We start from the raw sequence: 18678 nt of genomic DNA on the forward strand, positions 1-18678 counted from the left end.
TGCCAAATTCTTAAATAAAGGCTTTAATCTGAAATTTCACTCATTTTGGCTAATATTTTGCATCTTAAAAAGGAGCAAAAATGCCTTATGTAAATATAAAAATAGCAGGCCCAGAGCCTACAAAAGAGCAAAAAGATCAAGTTTTTAAAGAAGTAACCGAGACACTTGTAAGAGTGCTTGGCAAGAAAAAAGAGGCGGTTATGATTTTCATAGAAACTCACGATGCTAGCAATATCGGCGTAGGCGGCGAAAGCGTAGAAGATAAGAGAAAGGGGATAAAATGAGCGAATTTAGCAAAGCAGACATGGAAAGAAAGATAACACTTGAGGTTGGCGACAAGGCGCCAGAGTTTGAAGCGCTAAATCAAGACGGCGTAAAGGTCGCACTAAAGGACTTTATAGGCAAAAACGTGGTTCTTTACTTCTACCCAAAGGACAACACTCCAGGCTGCACGACTGAAGCTTGCGAATTTAGCGCAAACTACGATCAGTTCATCAAAAACGATACAGTTATCATTGGTGTTAGCCCAGATAGCGTGAAGTCACATGTGGGCTTTATCGCAAAGCAAAATTTAAAGCACATTCTATTAAGCGACGAAGATAAAGAAATTTCAAAACTTTATGGCGTTTGGCAAGTTAAGAAAAACTACGGCAAAGAGTATCTTGGCATCACTAGAAGTACATTTGTGATCGGCAAAGACGGCAAAATAGTAAAAATTTACAAAAGCGTAAAAGCTAAAGACCATGCCGCAAAAGTGCTAGCTGATCTGGTGAAGTAAGGTAAAAAATGACTAAATTTTTTAACACACTTATAAAAAGTCCATTTATAAATATATTTGTGATTACGACGCTTGTAATGTTTATCGCAAATATCTATAAAATTTACTTTTTTGAAGGAACTGACCGCATAGCTCTTATGCATATGGCTAGAAGCCTTACTACTATATTTTTATTAAATTTAGTTATCACACACGTTCTTTATTTGCTAAGTCGTAGGCTTTTTAAAGGAGTTTATTTATTTTATGCACTTATTATTTTGGTGCTATGTTTTATAAACTTTTTTACACTAACTAGTTTAAAAACAGATATAAATATAGCAATAATAGATAGTGTACTACACACAAATCCGGATGAAGCCGGTGAGTTTTTCCAGACATTTTTTGAAGCTAAATATCTAGTAGTTGCTATACTTTTGTGCATCATCTTTTATGCTATGACAAGATATAAAAGATCTAGCACAAAAGAATTTAGCCAAAAAACTATCATTGTCCTTTCGGTAATTTATATAGCCTTTGCAGCTGTATTCTTTACAAAATCAGCAATGAGAATATCGTCTAATAAAGCTGATAGAGCTATAAGTAAGCTCTCAGAACATATCCTGATAAACTACGCTTTTGTTTTAAAAAAATATCTTTTAGATGATAATTTTTTGGTTAGCAATAAACAAATTTTAAAAGATTATGATGTATCTAAAGCAGCAAACCAAAACATAAAAGCTGAGCAAAAAGTAGCAAATGTAGTCTTTGTGATCGGTGAAAGTTTGCAAAGAAACGAGATGAGCGTTTATGGATTTGGCTTGCCGACTACACCAAATTTAATGGCATTAAAGCAAAGCGATAATGCCATAATCTATACAGATACTACCGCCCCTGACACATATACAAATGGTTCTCTTTCAAAAGTTTTAAATTTCTCAAACTATGAAAGCAAAGAGCCTTGGAGCAAGAGTTTAAACATCGTTGATATGTTTAGCCTAGTAGGATACAAAACAGCATGGATAAGTAATCAAAGCAATATCGGCGGATACTCTACAACACAAAAAAGTGTTGCAGATAGAAGTGATATCACATTTTTTACACAAAAATTTGCATCAGCTACAAATTATGCCGGTAGAGAAACAGATGGTATACTTTTGCCTGAAATTTCAAAGATAAAACAAAATCTTGGAGAGTCAAATTTTTATATCATTCACCTAATGGGAAATCACTTTAAATACGACCTAAGGTATCCAAAAGATTTTGCAAAATTTACAGCCAATGATCTACAAAACAAAATGAATCCTGGGCAAAAAGAGAGCTTTGCCTGGTATCTAAATAGCGTACTTTATAATGATCATATGATAAATGAAATTTATAAAATTTTCAAAGACGATGAGGCTTTGATAGTCTATCTCTCAGACCATGGTGAGGCTCTTTTTGAGATAGATAGCATAAGAGGCCATGGCATGACAAACCGCTTTGTTTTAGAAATTCCGCTCATTTTTATAGGTACTGATAAATTTAAAGCAAAATATCCACAAATTTGGCAAAAACTAGAAAGCGCAAAAGATTATAAATTTATGAGTGATGATATCATTCACACTTTTGCTGATATCATAGGTACAAAACCACTTGAATATAATGCCTCGAGAAGCTTAATAAGTGGTGAATTTAATGCGAGTAGAAAGCGCCTAGTAAATGGTACCGACTACGAAAATATCAAAAATGTAAAGCCGCAATGGTAAATAACAAAATAATAAGGAGCAAAGATGAAGCTTATAAAAATGCTAATTTTAAGTGCATTTTTTGCGCTAAATTTATCAGCACTGACTGAGGGCGTAGAGTATCAAACTCTAGCAAAACCGCTTAACGTACCTAAAAACTCGGTCGTTAAGGTCTTTAGCTACGACTGCCCACACTGCTATAAATTTGACCGAACGATCACAAGAAAGCTGATGTCAAAGCTTGACGGGGTTAAATTTATCCCATATCACCTAAGCACAAAAGGCAAGCTTGGCGAGACTGCGAGTAAAATTTTTGCTGCTCTTATATCGATAGACGAGGCAAATGGGATTGATCTACTAAGCGATGAGTCAAAATTTAAGCAAGCAAAATTTGCGATCTATAAAGCAAGACATGATGAGAAAGATGATTTTAATGATGGCAAAGACAAAGAAAAATTTATAAATTTAGCCCTTAAAGCAGCTCACGTGAGCAAGGACGACTACGAAAAAGCACTAAATAGCGAAAGAGCAAAAGAGCTTTTAGACGCATGGTTCGCCTCTTATGATGTGGCAAGTATCAGCGGTGTGCCAGCTTTTGTAGTAAGTGGCAAATACTTAATAAATTTAAGCGCAGCTTCATCAATCGATGAGATGGCAAAGATCATACAAGAGCTTTTAGATAAGTAGTTTTTAGCGGGCAATATCTGCAAATTTTGGTCTTAGAAATGTAAATTTAAAGCAATTTTAGATAAACTCAGACCAAAATTTCTAAGAAAAAAGAAAGGTTTAACAATGAATGCTTCAGAATTTATCTGGATGGATGGAAAATTAGTTAAATGGGACGATGCAAAAGTACACGTTCTAACTCACTCTTTACACTACGCTAATGCCGTATTTGAGGGCACAAGAGCTTATAAAACAAAAAAAGGTCTAGCTATTTTTAGACTCCAAGATCACACAAAAAGGCTTTTAAGATCAGCAAAAATGACTGTTTTAAATGTACCTTACACTGAGGAAGAGCTTGAAAAAGCGCAAATAGAGCTTCTTCGCGCAAACAAATATGACGGCAATGTTTATATCCGCCCACTTATATTTTTAGGATACGGCGTAATGGGCGTAGCTCACACAAAAGCACCAGTGCAAACTGCTATCGCTTCATGGGAATGGGGTGCTTATCTTGGCGATGAAGGCCTAGAAAAAGGCATCAGAGTTAAAATTTCAAGCTTTGCCAAACTCGCACCTGCTGCTCAAATGAACAGAGCAAAAGCTAGCTCAAACTATTTAAGCTCACAAATGGCAAACTACGAGGCAAAAGAGGCTGGATACGACGAGGCACTACTTCTTGATAGTGAGGGCTTTGTGGCTGAAGGTCCAGGCGAGTGCTTCTTTATTGTTGAAAATGGCGTTTTAATCACTCCGCCAAACGACAACAGCCTACTTAGCATCACTCAAGATACAGTCATAAGACTTGCTCACGATCTTGACATCGAAGTAAGAAGAGAGCGCATCACAAGAGATCAGGCATACACAGCTGACGAGGCGTTTTTCACAGGCACAGCAGCTGAAGTAACACCGATAAATAGCATAGATAACCGCATTATCGGCAACGGAGCTAGAGGCGAAGTGACAAAGAGACTACAAAAAGCTTATTTTGACGTAGTTTATGGTCTAAACAAAAAATATGAATCATTTTTAACATATATTTAAAAATTTAAAGGAATGAAATGCCCGCTGATTTAAACGATTATTTCAATAAAAAAAAGCCAGGTAATGACAACAGAGGCTCTAGTCAAAATAGTGACAAAGAGCCGCCTTTCAAAAAGGACTTTAAAATGCCAAATTTACCAAGTGGTTTTGGTAAATTTGGAGCACTTGCCTACATTATAATTGCAATTATTGCTATTTTTGCTATCACTCAGCCATTTAAAGTGATTCACTCAGGTGAAGTTGGCATCAAGTCTACAGCAGGTAAATATGAGCCAAATCCTTTACAACCAGGCTTTCACTTCTTTTTACCTTTTATCCAAGACATCATCATCGTGGACACCAGAGTTAGGATCATAAACTATACTTCTGGCGAGGATATGGGCGAATCAATGCAAAAATCATATCAAGGCGTTGGCGCTGGAATTTTACGTAAAAATTCTATTTCAGTACTTGATGCTAGAAATTTACCAGTTAGCATTGATATTACCGTACAATACCGTTTAAATCCGGAAAACGCTCCTCAAACTATTGCCTCTTGGGGTCTTAGCTGGGAGAGCAAGATAGTTGATCCTGTCGTTCGTGACGTGGTTCGCAGTATCGCTGGTAAATATACAGCAGAAGAGCTTCCAACAAAGAGAAACGATCTAGCAAGACAAATCGATGATGGCATAAGAAAAGATATCGACTCTCAGCCAAATAAGCCAGTTGAGCTTTTAACAGTCCAGCTTCGTGAGATCATCTTGCCTTCAAAGGTAAAAGAGCAGATCGAGCGCGTCCAAATCGCTAAACAAGAGGCCGAGAGAACAAAATACGAAGTAGAAAGAGCAAATCAAGAAGCCTTAAAACAAGCCGCACTTGCTGAAGGTACCGCTAAAGCTGCTATTATTGAAGCAAAAGGTAAGGCTGATGCCATTAAAATCGAGGCTGATGCAACTGCATATGCAAACAAAGAGGTTGCAAAAAGCGTAGATCAAAATCTACTAAATTTAAAGCAAATCGAGACGCAAAACAAATTTAACGAAGCCCTAAAAGAAAACAAAGATGCTAAAATTTTCTTAACACCTGGCGGAGCTGTGCCAAACATCTGGTTAGATACAAAAGATAAAACCAAAGCTAGCTCAGTAAGCGAGAAATAAAAATGAACAGCGTAGCAAAAAGCATAGACTGGCAAAAAGTTGGCGGATTGCTTCCAGTAGTGGTTTGTGATTATGCCACAAATGAAGTTTTAATGCTTGCTTACATGAACGAAGAAGCACTAAATTTAAGTCTATCTAGCCGTTACGCTCACTATTTTTCACGCACTAAAAATAGAATTTGGAAAAAAGGCGAAGAAAGTGGCAACACTCAGGAGATAAAGGCTGCTTTTTTAGACTGCGATAACGATACTTTACTTTTAAAAGTGATTCAAAACGGAGGCGCTGCTTGTCACACTGGAGCAAGGTCGTGCTTTTTTAATGAAATAAATTTGCATGACGGCAAAATTTTAGATACAAAAGTTGAAGTCAAAAAAATAAATTATGGTGTACTTGACGAGCTTTACCATGCAATAGAAGATAGAAAGCTAAATGCCAATCCTGAAACTTCATATGTGGCAAGTCTTTTTAAAAAAGGTGAAAATCAAATTTTAAAGAAAGTTGGCGAAGAGGCTGGCGAATTTATAATGGCCGCAAAGGATCTTAGTTTCGCAGAAAACTCAAAGCAAAATGAGCAAAAAGCAAAAGATGATCTGATCTATGAAGCAGCCGACCTTTGCTTTCATGCACTTGTAGCACTTTCAGCCCATAATATCCATCCAGATGCTGTAAAAAACGAACTTGCAAGGCGTTTTGGTATGAGCGGTATTGAAGAGAAAAGATCGCGAGATGTTAAATAGCATTAAGCACAACTTGCTTTTTGTATTGCAAAATGCAAAGCTCATTGATTTTCTAACCTATGGCTGGATATTTTTAGCATTTATACTAATTGTGCTTTTAGGGATTTTTATAGCGATAAAGTCGTGGTGGCAGATAGGATTTTTATTTATTCTAGCTGGTTTTTTCGGACTTTTTGTAGGTAATTACTACGCGAACAAATATATAAATGAAAATTTAAGACCAGTTAGCATAAGCAAAATAACCACCAAACAGCTTCAATATGTCGATGCGCTAATGGTTGATTTTAATATTACAAATAATTCAAATAATGCACTTAGTATCTGCAAAATCGAGCTTGACTTCTATCTAAGCTCAAAGCAAAATACGAAAGACTTTTTTAACTCACTTAATCCATTTGCTAGAAAAAGAATAATCTTAAACGAGGAATTTTTGCCAAAGCAAAGCATTGAAGTTAAAGAATTTGTCAATGATTTCGCATTTATAGACTACAATATCTCTAAAAAAGTGGAGTGTTTTTGATGAGCTCAGCATATTTTACGATCGTTCATATTATCGTTCTTTTTGCGATTGCTCTGCTTTCTATTTTATTTCTTGTTCTCTCGCTTAGAGCTGATCGAAAGTTATTTTTATCACTATTTTTTACAAACATTCTAGTCTCAACCACACTTGCTGTTTTTTTGATGCTAGTGCTTGATAAATATACAAAAAAAGGTATGCTCGAAAATGTAAAAAGTGAGCGAATTTTGCGAAATGAGAGTATCGTTTTTAAGGGGCAAGTGAGAAATATCGGTAAATTTACAATTAGCAACTGCACGCTGACAGTCAAACTAATCAATCAACCGCTAAATAAAAATGACCTTGGCGGTGAAGCATTTTTCAAGCCAAGTGGGCTTTCATTTTTCTCATGGGTTCTTGGCACAGATAAGGACGAGAGGCCAAATACAGTTGAATATAAATTTGATGTAGCCAAAAATTTACCAAAGCAAAAAAGCACACCATTTACCGTATATATGCCATATCCGCCTTACTTTAAAAATGGCATGAATATCACAAAGCTAAATTGCTACTAAGTTAAATTTAAAGCAAATTTTCACAAATTTCATAGGATAAAACGCTAAGTCTTGGTTTGATTTTAGATTAAATTTTATCTTTTTAGCATCTGCAATAAACACGATTTTTTAAGATAAAGATTTAAAAAGTACAAAGTATATCAAGTAGCCTACCCAATTTTTGTAGATCATTTAAGAAAAGTTGCTTTGTCTTTTGCGTAAATTCTTTTGCTTCTTCTAGGATTTTAGTCTCGGCTATATTATAAACAAACTCTTTTTTTAGGATCTTTGCACCTTTTTTATAAAAAAAATTTGCCTCTATTAAGCTTGCAAAAAAGCTATCATCTCTTAAATAGTAGTTTGTTGCTACGTTTACATGCACTGGTTTTTGTAACAAAAAATCACCACAAACACTATTTTGTGAGCTAAATTTAACACTCTCAAGCACATCAGGTCTTGTCTCATAAAATTTTATCTCATTAGCTTTTTTTAAAGCCAGAATATCATTTGATTTATTTAAATTTATAGAGCTATTATTTACCTCAAGTACATTTATAGTACCCTTTGCAAGCGAATAAGCATTTAAAATTTTATCTTCTGCTAAAAAATTTACTACACCAAAAAATGGCACATTAGCATTTTGTTCTGCGAAATTTTGAACGGTTTTTATTTGTAGCTGCTGTTTTGTGCCATTTATCTCATAGTAGCTTACGTAAATAGAAATTTCGTCTTTTTTACTTGGATTCTTTTGTGAGCAACCACTAAAAAATAGTGCAACAAGCAAAAAAATGGCTAAATTTTTCACTTTATGAAATAGTCGCCATCAAAGCTTACAAGCGAATATTTTCGCTCATTGCCGATACTTTCTTTAAGTTCGTATATACTTAAAAATTCTAAGCTATCTGCACCGATATATTCTCTTACTTCTTCTGCATTTTTTTTGGAGCTTATTAACTCTTCAAAGCTTGGCGTATCGATACCATATCGCTCAGGGTATTTAAGCTCAGGGCATGCGACTCTAAAATGAATCTCTTTAGCGCCTGCATGTCTTAAAAGATCAACCACCTTTTTTGAAGTAGTACCGCGAACGATACTATCGTCGATAACAACGATACTTTTACCCTTTAGAACCGATGACATCGGGTTAAGTTTTAGCTTGACTTTTAAATTTCTCATCTCCTGACTTGGCTCGATGAAGGTTCTGCCTACATAGTGGTTTCTAGTGATAGCTAGCTCAAACGGAATTTTGCTCTCATTTGCGTATCCAAGTGCTGCTGGCACACCACTATCTGGCACAGGTACGACAAAATCTGCTTTAATTTTGCTCTTCTTAGCTAGTACTTCACCCATTTTTTTTCTAACTTCATATACGCTTTTACCTTCTATCACGCTATCTGGACGTGCAAAATAGATATATTCAAATGCACAAATTCTAGGATCTGGCTCATAAATTTGAATACTTTGCAACTCACTTTTTCCATGTTCAAAAACTATCATCTCACCAGGCCTGATATCTCTTATAAAGCTAGCTCCCACAAGGTCAAAAGCACAAGTCTCGCTAGCTACGATATATCCACCATCTTTTAGCCTGCCAAGACTTAGTGGCCTAACACCCCATCGATCTCTTATGGCAAAGGTTTTATGGCGTGACTGGATAAGCAGACAATAAGCACCTTTTATCTTGTCAAGTGCCGCAATAATACGGTCCTGCAAGTATTCACTATGGTTTCTTGCGATTAGATGGATGATATTTTCAGTATCCATATTTGTCTGAAATATCGCACCATCTTTAATAAGCTCATCTCTAACCTCATCTTTATTTACCAAATTTCCATTATGGACGATCGAAATTTGTCCCAAAGAGTAGTTAGCGGCTATTGGCTGGGCGTCACGACCTGAGTTTTTACCAGCAGTTGCATAGCGGTTGTGACCAATAGCCATATCACCTTCTAGTGATCTTAAAATTTCTTCGTTAAAGACATCGGTCACCAGACCGCTACCCTTGTGAGTAGAAATTTCTCCATCATCGCAAACGCTAATACCGCTTGCCTCTTGACCGCGATGCTGCATAGAAAATAACGCATAATAGGCAGTCTTTGCTGCATCTTTAGAATTTATAATGCCAACTATTGCACACATTTTTTTCCTTTAGTTTTCATCATCTTTGTAAATTTCAAGAACATTTTTGTAGTTAAACTTGATCTCATCGCCAACTTTTAAAAATCCTTTTGTAAATGGTTCATTGTCTAAAATGCCGGTAAATTCGCCGTTATTTGTCTCGCTAACGACCACTCACATGCGCTCAACCTGAGCAAACTCATCATCTTCAAATCTAAATATAAGCTTTACTATATCGCCAGTTCTTAAATTTTGACGCTTTTCACGCTCCGGCAGATAGAATTTATCACCAAATTCTAGCTTATAACTCTCTATATCATCAAGCTCAAATTTTAATCATCAAGCCCTAAACTATCGTCTATCGAGTAAAGGCCACTATTTTGATCTTTTAGCCAAATGGCAGCCCTGATCGCACCTTTTGAAAAGGTTGCCCTACTTGTTGCGGTATGATTTAACTCGATAAATTCGCCGTCATTATAAAAGCCAACCGTGTGGCGACCGACCACATCTCCACCACGAAGCGCCATGACTGCGATCTCGTCTTTGCTCCTAGCCCCTACCATACCGGCTCTACCAGTTACTAAAACATCTTTTAAATTTAAATCTCTTGCCTCAGCTACACTTCCTGCAAGTGTCATCGCTGTGCCACTTGGAGCGTCTTTTTTATGTCTGTGATGCTGTTCGACGATCTCTATGTCAAATTCCCTTAATGTTTTTGAGGCAATCCTTGCAAGGCGGTTTAATACAGCTACACCTAAACTCATATTTGTTGCGTAAAGAATAGGCATAGCCCCTGATGCTAGGTGGAGCAAATTTTTCTCGTCACCATCTAGCCCGGTCGTACCGATAACTAGTGGTTTTGGATTAGTTCTAGCGTAGTTTAGCAGTGCTACTGTAGCCTCTTTTTGACTAAAGTCGATTATCACATCGCATGCTTCAAAAAATTTAGCAAAGTCATTTGTCAAAAGTTCGTTACTTAAATTTTCAACCTGATTTTTTTGGCTAAAAGCGATGCTTAAAGTGGCATCTTTCTCATCTTTTAAAAAAGAAATGATACTTTGAGCCATCTTTCCACTAGCACCATAGAGGCCTATTTTTACCAAAATTTATCCTTTGATTTTTGGTTGAAATTTAACATAAAATTTATTATAGATAGATTACAAATAGGCTTTAAAAATTCGTATAAAATCAAAAATTTGATAGAAAAAAAGAAGAAAAATTTAGCCAAAAATTTGGCTAAATTTAAGTATTAATGCAAGCTTTCTATATAACTCATAGCGCTAAGTGCAGCCACTGCGCCATCACCTGCAGCTACTATAACTTGCTTTGGAGCGTCCTCTCTGATGTCGCCTGCCACAAAGAGACCTTTTAGACTAGTTTGCATCTTAAGATCGGTCTTGACCTGTCCACCATCGACCATATCACAGATAAATTTGCCATTTTCATCTTTTAAAATTTCGTTATTTACATTTAGTCCCACAAAGGTAAAAATTCCTGGCACATCAAGCACGCGCTCGCCATTTTTAGTATCAAGCACGATCTTTGTTAGACCCATTTTATCGCCAAGTGCCTCTTTTATCGTCGCACTTGTTACAAACTCGATCTTTTCATTTTTTCTAGCTTTTTCAACCGTAGTTGGCGCCGCTCTAAACTCTTCACGTCTATGGATTAGATAGACTTTTGAGCAGATATTCGCTAGATAAAGTGCCTCTTCAACGGCTGTGTCGCCACCGCCAAGAACAGCTACCTCTTTATTTTTGTAAAAAAATCCATCGCATGTTGCGCATGTGCTAACACCTTTGCCAAAGAACTCATCCTCGCCCTTAAAGCCAGCACGCCTTGGAGTTGAGCCAGTTGCTACGATGACAGCCTTTGCCTGCTCGCTCTTGCCACCTTCAAGTAAAATTTCAAAGCTACCGTCACTATTTTTTCTAATGCCAATGACATTTGCCCACTTGTGAACTAGCCCAAATGCGCTGCACTGCTTCCACCAAGTGCTCATAAAGTCAAAGCCACTCTCACCAGGTGCTTTTTGGCCTGGGTAGTTTTCTATCTCTGAGCTAGAGGTGATCTGACCGCCAGGCTCGCCTTTTTCAAACATTACAACATTTTTTAATCCGCCTCTAGTGGCGTAAAGTCCGGCGCTTAGTCCTGCTGGACCGCCCCCGATGATCGCTAAATCAAGCATAAATTTCCTTTATTCTAAAACATTTATGGGCGAATTTTGTTTATAAATTTCGCCCCTTTGATGAACTATCTCAACACTGCTTGGCAACTTTGTGATACTCAAATTTTGCATCAGCTCCAAGACTGTATTTATATCTGAGCTTATATATTTTAGTGTTGAGTTTGACTCATATCTTTTTTGAAAGATATCGATTGCAACAACTGTTTCATTTTTGGTTGGTAAAATTTCGTCTAATTTTGATTGATTTGAACTGAAGATTAAAAGCGTGTATTTTGGCTCTTTTGGAGTGAAAATTTCGCTTTTTTCGTAGAAAACTAGCTTCGCAAAATCAACAAATTTATATTGTGAAAAACGATAGTTGCTATACGCAAATGCAGCCGCTATCATAGCTGCACCAAAAAATGAACCAAATATATATGTAAGAGGAAGTAGGCTTCCTCTTCTTTTTTCGCTCATTAAAGAAGCGAATTTAGTTTATCAGTTAAGGCTTGTTTTGACTGCGCACCGACCATTTGTTCAACTAGCTCGCCATTTTTGAAAAATAGCAATGTTGGGATCGATCTGATGCCAAACTCAACTGCAAGATCTTGTACTTCGTCAGTATTTACCTTGCAAATTTTTGCTTTGCCGTCAAAGTCTTCAGCAAGCTCTTCGATCACTGGAGCTAGCATACGGCAAGGTCCGCACCATGGAGCCCAAAAATCTACTAAAGCAACGCCTTCTTTTGTAACATCAAAATTTTCTTTTGTAAGTTCGATGTATTTTCCCATTTTTTCTCCTTGTTTTTAAAATGTGACAATTATACAAATTAAATTTAAATTTTATCTAAATAATAAATTTTATTATAAACTAATATTTTCTATCAGTTCTAAATTTTCATTTTTTATAACGAGTAAATCGACTTGAAAATCTCTATTTGGCTCATTTTTCATCATATAAAAATTTATAGTTTTTAAAATTTTTATATATTTTGCCTTATTTAGTCTATACTCTGCTTCATATTCTCCGCTAGTTGCTTTTACCTCTATGAAGTGTAAAATTTTATCACTGCTTAGTGCGATAATGTCGATCTCGCCAAATTTAGAGTGAAAATTTCTCTCTAAAATGACAAAACCAAGCTTTTGTAAAAAATCACACGCCCTATTTTCTGAGCTTTTGCCAAAGAGATACTCTTTTAGTCCCAAGCTACTCCTCGATCCTCATCATAAATGGCTCTTCTTTTATATACTCTTGCTCTTTTAAAATTTCAATTGTCCTTCTTACATCAGCCTCAAGACTCGTATGTGTCGTAAAAAACAATACAGCAAATTCACTCTCATCTTTTGGTTTTTGAAGTATACTATCAATCGATAAGTTGTTTTCGCTCATTAAATTTGTAATCTTTGCTAGCACACCCATTTTATCCTCGACCTTTAATCTAAAGTAGTACTTCGTCTTTATCCTATCGCGGTCAAGTAGCTCAAGCGTATTTAATTCAAACGGTGCTTTATATCCTAGCATCGGCGATTTGCTATCTCTTGCGATGTCGATAAGATCACTGATCACCGCACTTGCCGTTGCGTCACCGCCAGCCCCAGGTCCATAGTACATCGTCTCGCCAACGACCTCGCCAACGACACTAATCGCATTTGTCACACCACTTGCCTTTGCTATCATTTTATTTTGTGGTACAAGCGCTGGATGTACGCGTAGCTCGATTTTACCCTCACTTTTTTTGGCAATTGCTAGAAGTTTTATTGAGTATTCGAAATCTTTTGCGAAAAATATATCTTCAGGTGTGATACCTTGTATTCCTTCGATCAAAATATCCTCTGGATCGCCGTGTACACCGTATGCGATGCTTGCCAGTATAAGAAGCTTATGAGCCGTATCAAAGCCACCCACATCAAAAGTAGGATCAGCCTCAGCGTATCCGAGCTCTTGCGCCTTTTTAAGTACGTCTTTAAAATTTAAGCCCTCGTCCATCATCGAGGTTAGGATAAAGTTACTAGTTCCGTTTAGTATGCCATTTATACTAACGATGTGGTTTGCGCTTAAGCCTTCTCTTAAGGCTCTAATGATCGGTATGCCTCCAGCCACACTTGCTTCAAAGCCAAATGGTATATTTTTGGCTAAATTTTGCAAGGCGTATCTATGATAGGCAAGGAGTGCTTTGTTTGCAGTGACTACTGCTTTTTTTCGCTTTAAAATTTCACTCACAACCCTAAAAGGCTCTTCAACACCACCCATAAGTTCGACAAAAACGTTAATATCATCGCGGTTTATAACGCTATTTATATCGTCAGTCAAAGGGATGCCAGCATTTCTTTTTTTATTTAAATTTCTGACCACTCCAACGACTGGTACGATCTCCTCACCGCTTCTTGCTGCGATTAGCTTTTTGTTTTTTAGTAAAATTTTAGCAACTGACTCGCCAACGGTTCCAACGCCCAATATCGCTACATTCATTCAAATTCTTTCAAATATTTTTTTATATTTCTTGCTGCTTGTCTTATTCTATTTTCATTTTCGATAAGAGCTAGACGCACATAGTCGTTTCCGCCCTCGCCAAAACCAATACCAGGACTAACTGCGACTGAAGCTTTTGTAAGAAGCTGCTTTGAAAACTCAAGGCTGCCCAGATGACTAACTTTTGGCGGTAGCTTCGCCCAGATAAACATACTAGAGCTTGGTTTTTTAAGCTCCCAACCAGCCTGAGCAAAGGCCTCTATCATCACATCTCTTCTTTTTTCATAAATTTGGCGTATCTCTTCAACGCAGCTTTGATCGCCGTCAAGTGCGACTGTGGCAGCCACCTGTATCGGCGTAAACATGCCGTAATCAACCCATGATTTTATCTTTTTAAGTGCTGCGCAAAGTCTTTTATTTCCACACATAAAGCCAACTCTCCAGCCAGCCATGTTGTAGCTTTTTGAAAGTGTATAGCACTCGACTGCAACGTCTTTTGCACCATCGACCTCAAAGATACTTGGCGTTTTGTAGCCATCAAATGTAAGATCAGCGTAGGCGATGTCAGAGATGACGTAAAATCTCTCTTGTTTTGCGATACTTACAAGACGCTCGTAAAAGCTCTTTTGCACGGTTACGGTCGTTGGATTGTGAGGAAAATTTACGACTACGTATTTTGGCTTTGGCGAGCTTGCATGTATAGTTTGGATCAAATTTTCAAAAAATTTATTCTCATCTAGCTCAAATTTATCATTATAGTGAAGTGGCATCTTTGCGACACTTCCGCCAGCAAATAAAAACGCTTGCGTGTGTATCGGATAAGCAGGGTCAGGCACGATAGCCACATCGCCTGGGTTTATCACGGCTTGAGCTAAGTGAACAAAACCCTCTTTGCTACCCATCGTGGCGACTGCTTCGGTATCCGGGTCTAAATTTACACCGTATTTTCTTTTATACCAGTTGCAAATGGCAAGACGAAGCTTGTAAATTCCAGCACTGGCTGAGTAGCCGTGAGTCTTGTCCTTTTGCGCGCTTTCGCATAGTTTATCGACAATATGCTGTGGTGTTCTGCCCTCTGGATTGCCCATAGAAAAGTCGATGATATCCTCGCCAGCTCTTCGTGCTGCCATTTTTATTGCATTTACTTCAGCAAAAACGTAGTTTGGCAAACGCTCAATTGTATTAAATCTTATCTCATCAAACACTGCTTGCTCCTATTTTATAAGCTTGATAATTATCTCATTTTTTATATTATTTATATCAACATTGTCGCTAATTAATGCGTATTTTGCGCCTATTGCTAAATTTATAGAAACGGCGGTTTTTGCTTGCTCCTCTTTTATAGAGTCAATCTGATTTAAATTTTTATCATAAATTCTAACAAGTGGCATCCATCTATTTGACTCTTTTGATGCGATGTCCAGACTACTTGCACCCTCAATATCAACAAAATAAGTACCACCGCTTTTTAAAAGTGGTGTCTCCTCGTCAAAATTTACCTTTGTAGCCTTAAGGATCGTATTCTGAGCATCTAAAAATATCTCCAAATTCCCATCAACTCTATCAAATCCTAAAATTTTAAAACCGCTTTGACTAAGTGTTATGCTTAATAAACTTGGATCTATTCCGCCATTTTTTATGGCTGAAATTCCATAAGAAATTTGATCTCCATTTTTTAAAGAATTTATCCTTGAAATACTTATGTTGGCATCGTCTAGAGTTGAATTTATTGATTTTACAAATAATGTAGAAGGAACTTTTTGCTCGCTTATAAATTTTAAATTCAAACTATTTGAACCAAATGAAATGCTATCGTAACTTGAGTTTTGTTTTAATCTTGATACTAGCTCATTGACATTGAGTGAGCCATTTTGGTCTAAATTTTCTAAAGAAATTTGCACATTTTCAACATTGCTTAAAGCACTTGCACTAGTTTGTAAGCTAAAAGCATATGCAAATACACTAAAAGCGGTGAAAATTGCTATTTTTCTTACCAAGATTTACCCTTGTTAAGTTCTACAAACTCATCATAGCTCACAAATTTCATCTCTCCATTTTCTACTAAAAATCTAGCTGGACGGCTTGGATTATATTTTGTAACCTTATCGCCGATCTTTAGCTCAATGTTGCCATTTCCACAAACTACGAGCTGTCTTTGGTCTAAATTTATATTTATGCTTTTGCTTGTGTCGTTTGATACTTTTTGACCATTTTCAAGATTAATTATCCCTATCCAAACACGTTGTTTTGGTGTAATGATCGCCTCATTTAGTGGCTTTGTAATGTTTTGCTCTATCTTAGGAGCTGGCTGAGCTGCCATGCTTGGCTTCACAGCATTTTGCTCCATGTTTGCAGGACTTGTTGTCACATTTTGCTCAACTGGAGCTGAAATTTTTACGCTTGATATGTTTGCTTCTATTTTAGGGCTATTTTGAGAGATGGTGATATTTGTATCGATAATATTTTTCTTCACCTCATTTACTATACTTGACTGCGAATAGCTCACGCTTTTATTCTCGTCATTTAAAAACGATAAAAAATTCTCGATATATTTGTAAGCATCAAAATGATATGCCCCACCAGCGATAATAGCTAAAATGATGAGCCAAAATAAAAATCCAGCACCGCCAGTACCGCTTTGTTTTTGTATGGTAATATCTTTTGGAGTGTAAGAGGAAATTTTTGGAGTAACTTTAGTTTTGTGACTCTCATCTGGAGTGTTTTCTTGCATAAAGGCATCGTATTCAGCTAGCAACTCGCTCAAATCAACATCATATTCACGTTGTAAAATTTTGGCATAGCCTCTAATATTTAAACGTGATAATTTTTCAAAATTTTTATCAAAAATATATTGTAAAAATGTAGGCTCAATATGCGTTTTACGTGAAATTTCCTTTAAACCTATCTCTTTTAAATTCTCTAATTCATTCATCTATCATCCTGTCACAAATTATTGCAAAAGCTGCACTTACATTTAAGGAGTCCCAGCCCTCTTTTAACTTTATACCAATACACTCATCACACTTTGCTAGAGCTTTTTGCGGTATGCCTTCGCCCTCTGAGCCCATCACCAAAGCTCTTTTACCAGCAAACCTCATCTCTTTTACGTTTTTGCCATTACTTGCTGTTGCATAAATTTTAAAACCAAATTGCTTTAGTTCATTTAGCAAACTAAGTCCGTCTTCAAAAATCGCTATTGGTATCTCATAGGCAGCGCCACTACTTGATCTTAAAACGCCTTGCATATTTATACTTTTTGCCACTATCACAAGACCTTCGCAGCCTAGAGCATAGGCACTTCTAGCGATAGCACCGATATTGCCAACGTCACTTATGCCGTAAAGAATGGCGATAAAATTTAGCTTTTTAAGCTCAGCAATGTCTGAAAATTCAAATTCACTAACATTCGCTAAAAAACCTTGATGATTTCCACCGCGAGCTAAAGACTGTGCTTTTTGATTATCCACGCGAATAATTTTTTTGCCTGTGCCACAAATTTTAGAGAAGAGTTTTTTGTCACACTCTTTTGAGAGATATATCTCTTCTAATATCTGTGGTCGCTTGTTCAAAATATGTAAAAATAGTTGTTTTCCGTATATTATCATGGTAACCTATGGTAGCTAAAGTCAATTAAAATTTAACTTATTTTTGTATGCAACTAGAGTAAATTTTACACTTTCGTTTTAGTGTCACTTAGTAGTTTTGTAGCCTATAATTTAAGCTTTTATAAGCTCATCATATATCTTTTTTACATCTTCTCCAGTTATTTTGTTAAGCAATTTTGCTTTTACTTTTGGGGCAAGATCAAGCGAAAGTATCTCATCTTTTGTAATATTTTGAGTGGATGTTTTGTCACTTTTTGAGATGACAACTGCCCACTCTCCACTTAAATTTGCTTTTTCTAAAATTTGGACTAAATTTTTAGCACTATCTTTAAACTTACTCTCAAATTTTTTAGTGGCCTCTTTTATGGCAAAAATTTCTCTTTCAGGCTCTAGATTTGCGATGCTTTGTACTAAGCCTAGTATGCGTTTTGGACTTTCGTAAATAACGGCTGGATAGGCTAAATTTAGAGCATTTTGGATAGCGAGGGCTCTATCTCTACCAGTGTTTGGCAAAAAGCCCAAAAAGATAAATTCCTTATCACAAAGTCCACTTGCAACCACACTTAAAAGTGCGGCATTTGCTCCACTTAAAATTTCATATTCAATGTTATTTTTTTGAGCGTATCTTACTAGACTTACTCCAGGATCGCTGATACCTGGCATACCAGCATCACTCATGTAGGCTATATTTTTACTAAAAAAATCATCACTTAAATTTACAAAAAAATCATTTTCGTTGTGAGTGTGAAGTGAAATAAATTTTGAAATATTTATACTTGCGTTAAAGCGTTCATTTAGCAAGTTTATAAGACTTTTGCAGACTCTTGTATCTTCGCAGATAGCTATCTCGCATTCACGCAAAATTCTAATCGCACGAAGCGAGATATCTTCTAAATTTCCTATTGGAGTAGGAATAAAGTAGAGCAAGGCTTATTTTTGAGCGTATTTTTTCTTAAATTTCTCAACACGGCCAGCGCTATCAACTATCTTTTCGCTGCCTGTGAAAAATGGGTGGCACTTATCGCAAATGTCAATTCTGATCTCGCTTTTGTTTGACTTTGTTTTAAAAGTGTTTCCGCAAGCACAAGTTACAGTGCAATCTACGTATTCTGGATGGATATCTTTTTTCATCATTTTTCCTTTATTATTTTTGGGCTAATTATCTACATTAAAAGTTGCTGATTATATAAAAAGAAATCTAAAAATCA

General features: G+C 36.5%; 24 protein-coding genes. 9 read left to right on the top strand and 15 right to left on the bottom strand.

Going from position 1 to position 18678, the window contains the following annotated elements; all coding sequences use genetic code 11:
- Positions 1-80 precede the first annotated feature (80 nt).
- The 9 genes from B9N62_RS09220 to B9N62_RS09260 all read left to right on the top strand — a co-directional run bounded on the left by B9N62_RS09220 (position 81) and on the right by B9N62_RS09260 (position 7132).
- Positions 81-284: a tautomerase family protein gene (locus tag B9N62_RS09220; RefSeq protein ID WP_021090801.1), complete on the top strand. Its 204-nt coding sequence runs from the start codon at positions 81-83 to the stop codon at positions 282-284.
- Positions 281-778, top strand: coding sequence for a thioredoxin-dependent thiol peroxidase (bcp, locus tag B9N62_RS09225; RefSeq protein ID WP_087585239.1), 498 nt, complete (start codon positions 281-283; stop codon positions 776-778). The genes B9N62_RS09220 and bcp overlap by 4 nt, the downstream gene beginning before the upstream one ends.
- A gap of 8 nt (positions 779-786) precedes the next feature.
- Entirely contained in the window at positions 787-2502 is a 1716-nt protein-coding gene (locus tag B9N62_RS09230; protein ID WP_087585240.1) for a phosphoethanolamine transferase, read from the top strand.
- 24 nt (positions 2503-2526) lie between these two features.
- A complete protein-coding gene (locus tag B9N62_RS09235) occupies positions 2527-3168 on the top strand; it encodes a thiol:disulfide interchange protein DsbA/DsbL (protein ID WP_087585241.1) in 642 nt (213 codons plus the stop codon).
- Positions 3169-3273: 105 nt separating this feature from the next.
- Entirely contained in the window at positions 3274-4188 is a 915-nt protein-coding gene (locus tag B9N62_RS09240; RefSeq protein WP_021090882.1) for a branched-chain amino acid transaminase, read from the top strand.
- A gap of 17 nt (positions 4189-4205) precedes the next feature.
- Positions 4206-5324, top strand: coding sequence for a prohibitin family protein (locus tag B9N62_RS09245; protein WP_087585242.1), 1119 nt, complete (start codon positions 4206-4208; stop codon positions 5322-5324).
- A gap of 2 nt (positions 5325-5326) precedes the next feature.
- Positions 5327-6061: a bifunctional phosphoribosyl-AMP cyclohydrolase/phosphoribosyl-ATP diphosphatase HisIE gene (hisIE, locus tag B9N62_RS09250; RefSeq protein WP_087585243.1), complete on the top strand. Its 735-nt coding sequence runs from the start codon at positions 5327-5329 to the stop codon at positions 6059-6061.
- Positions 6051-6581 (top strand): DUF2393 family protein, encoded by a 531-nt coding sequence (locus B9N62_RS09255; RefSeq protein WP_087585244.1) that lies wholly within the window; start codon positions 6051-6053, stop codon positions 6579-6581. The genes hisIE and B9N62_RS09255 overlap by 11 nt, the downstream gene beginning before the upstream one ends.
- Positions 6581-7132 (top strand): DUF2393 family protein, encoded by a 552-nt coding sequence (locus tag B9N62_RS09260; RefSeq protein ID WP_087585245.1) that lies wholly within the window; start codon positions 6581-6583, stop codon positions 7130-7132. Before B9N62_RS09255 ends, B9N62_RS09260 begins: the two co-directional genes overlap by 1 nt.
- 121 nt (positions 7133-7253) lie before the next feature.
- Here the strand turns inward: B9N62_RS09260 and B9N62_RS09265 are convergent, their stop codons facing one another.
- The 15 genes from B9N62_RS09265 to rpmE all read right to left on the bottom strand — a co-directional run bounded on the left by B9N62_RS09265 (position 7254) and on the right by rpmE (position 18601).
- Complete coding sequence (locus B9N62_RS09265) at positions 7254-7916, bottom strand: hypothetical protein (protein WP_087585246.1); 663 nt, start codon at positions 7914-7916, stop codon at positions 7254-7256.
- Positions 7913-9250, bottom strand: coding sequence for an amidophosphoribosyltransferase (purF, locus tag B9N62_RS09270; protein WP_087585247.1), 1338 nt, complete (start codon positions 9248-9250; stop codon positions 7913-7915). Before purF ends, B9N62_RS09265 begins: the two co-directional genes overlap by 4 nt.
- A gap of 9 nt (positions 9251-9259) precedes the next feature.
- A complete protein-coding gene (locus tag B9N62_RS10555; protein ID WP_180382186.1) occupies positions 9260-9403 on the bottom strand; it encodes a hypothetical protein in 144 nt (47 codons plus the stop codon).
- Between the two features lie 158 nt (positions 9404-9561).
- Positions 9562-10332, bottom strand: a complete 771-nt coding sequence (gene dapB / locus B9N62_RS09275) for a 4-hydroxy-tetrahydrodipicolinate reductase (RefSeq protein ID WP_087585248.1) — start codon at positions 10330-10332, stop codon at positions 9562-9564.
- A gap of 146 nt (positions 10333-10478) precedes the next feature.
- Positions 10479-11417, bottom strand: a complete 939-nt coding sequence (locus B9N62_RS09280) for an NAD(P)/FAD-dependent oxidoreductase (protein WP_087585249.1) — start codon at positions 11415-11417, stop codon at positions 10479-10481.
- A gap of 9 nt (positions 11418-11426) precedes the next feature.
- A complete protein-coding gene (locus tag B9N62_RS09285; RefSeq protein ID WP_087585250.1) occupies positions 11427-11873 on the bottom strand; it encodes a hypothetical protein in 447 nt (148 codons plus the stop codon).
- Entirely contained in the window at positions 11873-12187 is a 315-nt protein-coding gene (gene trxA / locus B9N62_RS09290) for a thioredoxin (RefSeq protein ID WP_012001054.1), read from the bottom strand. The genes B9N62_RS09285 and trxA overlap by 1 nt, the downstream gene beginning before the upstream one ends.
- A gap of 72 nt (positions 12188-12259) precedes the next feature.
- The gene (locus tag B9N62_RS09295) at positions 12260-12601 is read right to left on the bottom strand and encodes a YraN family protein (protein WP_087579488.1); all 342 of its coding nucleotides are present in this window, start codon (positions 12599-12601) and stop codon (positions 12260-12262) included.
- A 1-nt stretch (position 12602) separates the two neighbouring features.
- Entirely contained in the window at positions 12603-13865 is a 1263-nt protein-coding gene (locus B9N62_RS09300) for a homoserine dehydrogenase (protein ID WP_087585251.1), read from the bottom strand.
- Positions 13862-15070: an LL-diaminopimelate aminotransferase gene (locus B9N62_RS09305; RefSeq protein WP_084109200.1), complete on the bottom strand. Its 1209-nt coding sequence runs from the start codon at positions 15068-15070 to the stop codon at positions 13862-13864. The genes B9N62_RS09300 and B9N62_RS09305 overlap by 4 nt, the downstream gene beginning before the upstream one ends.
- Positions 15071-15079: 9 nt before the next feature.
- Positions 15080-15862 (bottom strand): hypothetical protein, encoded by a 783-nt coding sequence (locus tag B9N62_RS09310; RefSeq protein ID WP_087585252.1) that lies wholly within the window; start codon positions 15860-15862, stop codon positions 15080-15082.
- Entirely contained in the window at positions 15856-16797 is a 942-nt protein-coding gene (locus tag B9N62_RS09315; protein WP_087585253.1) for a phosphatidylglycerophosphate synthase, read from the bottom strand. The genes B9N62_RS09310 and B9N62_RS09315 overlap by 7 nt, the downstream gene beginning before the upstream one ends.
- Complete coding sequence (gene rlmB, locus B9N62_RS09320) at positions 16790-17470, bottom strand: 23S rRNA (guanosine(2251)-2'-O)-methyltransferase RlmB (RefSeq protein WP_087585254.1); 681 nt, start codon at positions 17468-17470, stop codon at positions 16790-16792. The genes B9N62_RS09315 and rlmB overlap by 8 nt, the downstream gene beginning before the upstream one ends.
- A gap of 111 nt (positions 17471-17581) precedes the next feature.
- Positions 17582-18397: a 16S rRNA (cytidine(1402)-2'-O)-methyltransferase gene (gene rsmI, locus B9N62_RS09325; protein ID WP_087585255.1), complete on the bottom strand. Its 816-nt coding sequence runs from the start codon at positions 18395-18397 to the stop codon at positions 17582-17584.
- 3 nt (positions 18398-18400) lie between these two features.
- Complete coding sequence (gene rpmE, locus B9N62_RS09330) at positions 18401-18601, bottom strand: 50S ribosomal protein L31 (protein ID WP_002942443.1); 201 nt, start codon at positions 18599-18601, stop codon at positions 18401-18403.
- Between the last annotated feature and the right edge of the window lie 77 nt (positions 18602-18678).

Origin of the sequence: Campylobacter concisus, from assembly GCF_002165785.1 — a bacterium.
Classification (GTDB): domain Bacteria; phylum Campylobacterota; class Campylobacteria; order Campylobacterales; family Campylobacteraceae; genus Campylobacter_A; species Campylobacter_A concisus_W.

Excerpts from the sequence above, each read along its gene's own strand:
- B9N62_RS09220 (WP_021090801.1), top strand. The coding sequence starts at position 81 with ATGCCTTATGTAAATATAAAAATAGCAGGCCCAGAGCCTACAAAAGAG.
- bcp (WP_087585239.1), top strand. The coding sequence starts at position 281 with ATGAGCGAATTTAGCAAAGCAGACATGGAAAGAAAGATAACACTTGAG.
- B9N62_RS09230 (WP_087585240.1), top strand. The coding sequence starts at position 787 with ATGACTAAATTTTTTAACACACTTATAAAAAGTCCATTTATAAATATA.
- B9N62_RS09235 (WP_087585241.1), top strand. The coding sequence starts at position 2,527 with ATGAAGCTTATAAAAATGCTAATTTTAAGTGCATTTTTTGCGCTAAAT.
- B9N62_RS09240 (WP_021090882.1), top strand. The coding sequence starts at position 3,274 with ATGAATGCTTCAGAATTTATCTGGATGGATGGAAAATTAGTTAAATGG.
- B9N62_RS09245 (WP_087585242.1), top strand. The coding sequence starts at position 4,206 with ATGCCCGCTGATTTAAACGATTATTTCAATAAAAAAAAGCCAGGTAAT.
- hisIE (WP_087585243.1), top strand. The coding sequence starts at position 5,327 with ATGAACAGCGTAGCAAAAAGCATAGACTGGCAAAAAGTTGGCGGATTG.
- B9N62_RS09255 (WP_087585244.1), top strand. The coding sequence starts at position 6,051 with ATGTTAAATAGCATTAAGCACAACTTGCTTTTTGTATTGCAAAATGCA.
- B9N62_RS09260 (WP_087585245.1), top strand. The coding sequence starts at position 6,581 with ATGAGCTCAGCATATTTTACGATCGTTCATATTATCGTTCTTTTTGCG.
- purF (WP_087585247.1), bottom strand. The coding sequence starts at position 9,250 with ATGTGTGCAATAGTTGGCATTATAAATTCTAAAGATGCAGCAAAGACT.
- B9N62_RS09280 (WP_087585249.1), bottom strand. The coding sequence starts at position 11,417 with ATGCTTGATTTAGCGATCATCGGGGGCGGTCCAGCAGGACTAAGCGCC.
- B9N62_RS09285 (WP_087585250.1), bottom strand. The coding sequence starts at position 11,873 with ATGAGCGAAAAAAGAAGAGGAAGCCTACTTCCTCTTACATATATATTT.
- trxA (WP_012001054.1), bottom strand. The coding sequence starts at position 12,187 with ATGGGAAAATACATCGAACTTACAAAAGAAAATTTTGATGTTACAAAA.
- B9N62_RS09300 (WP_087585251.1), bottom strand. The coding sequence starts at position 13,865 with ATGAATGTAGCGATATTGGGCGTTGGAACCGTTGGCGAGTCAGTTGCT.
- B9N62_RS09315 (WP_087585253.1), bottom strand. The coding sequence starts at position 16,797 with ATGAATGAATTAGAGAATTTAAAAGAGATAGGTTTAAAGGAAATTTCA.
- rlmB (WP_087585254.1), bottom strand. The coding sequence starts at position 17,470 with ATGATAATATACGGAAAACAACTATTTTTACATATTTTGAACAAGCGA.
- rpmE (WP_002942443.1), bottom strand. The coding sequence starts at position 18,601 with ATGAAAAAAGATATCCATCCAGAATACGTAGATTGCACTGTAACTTGT.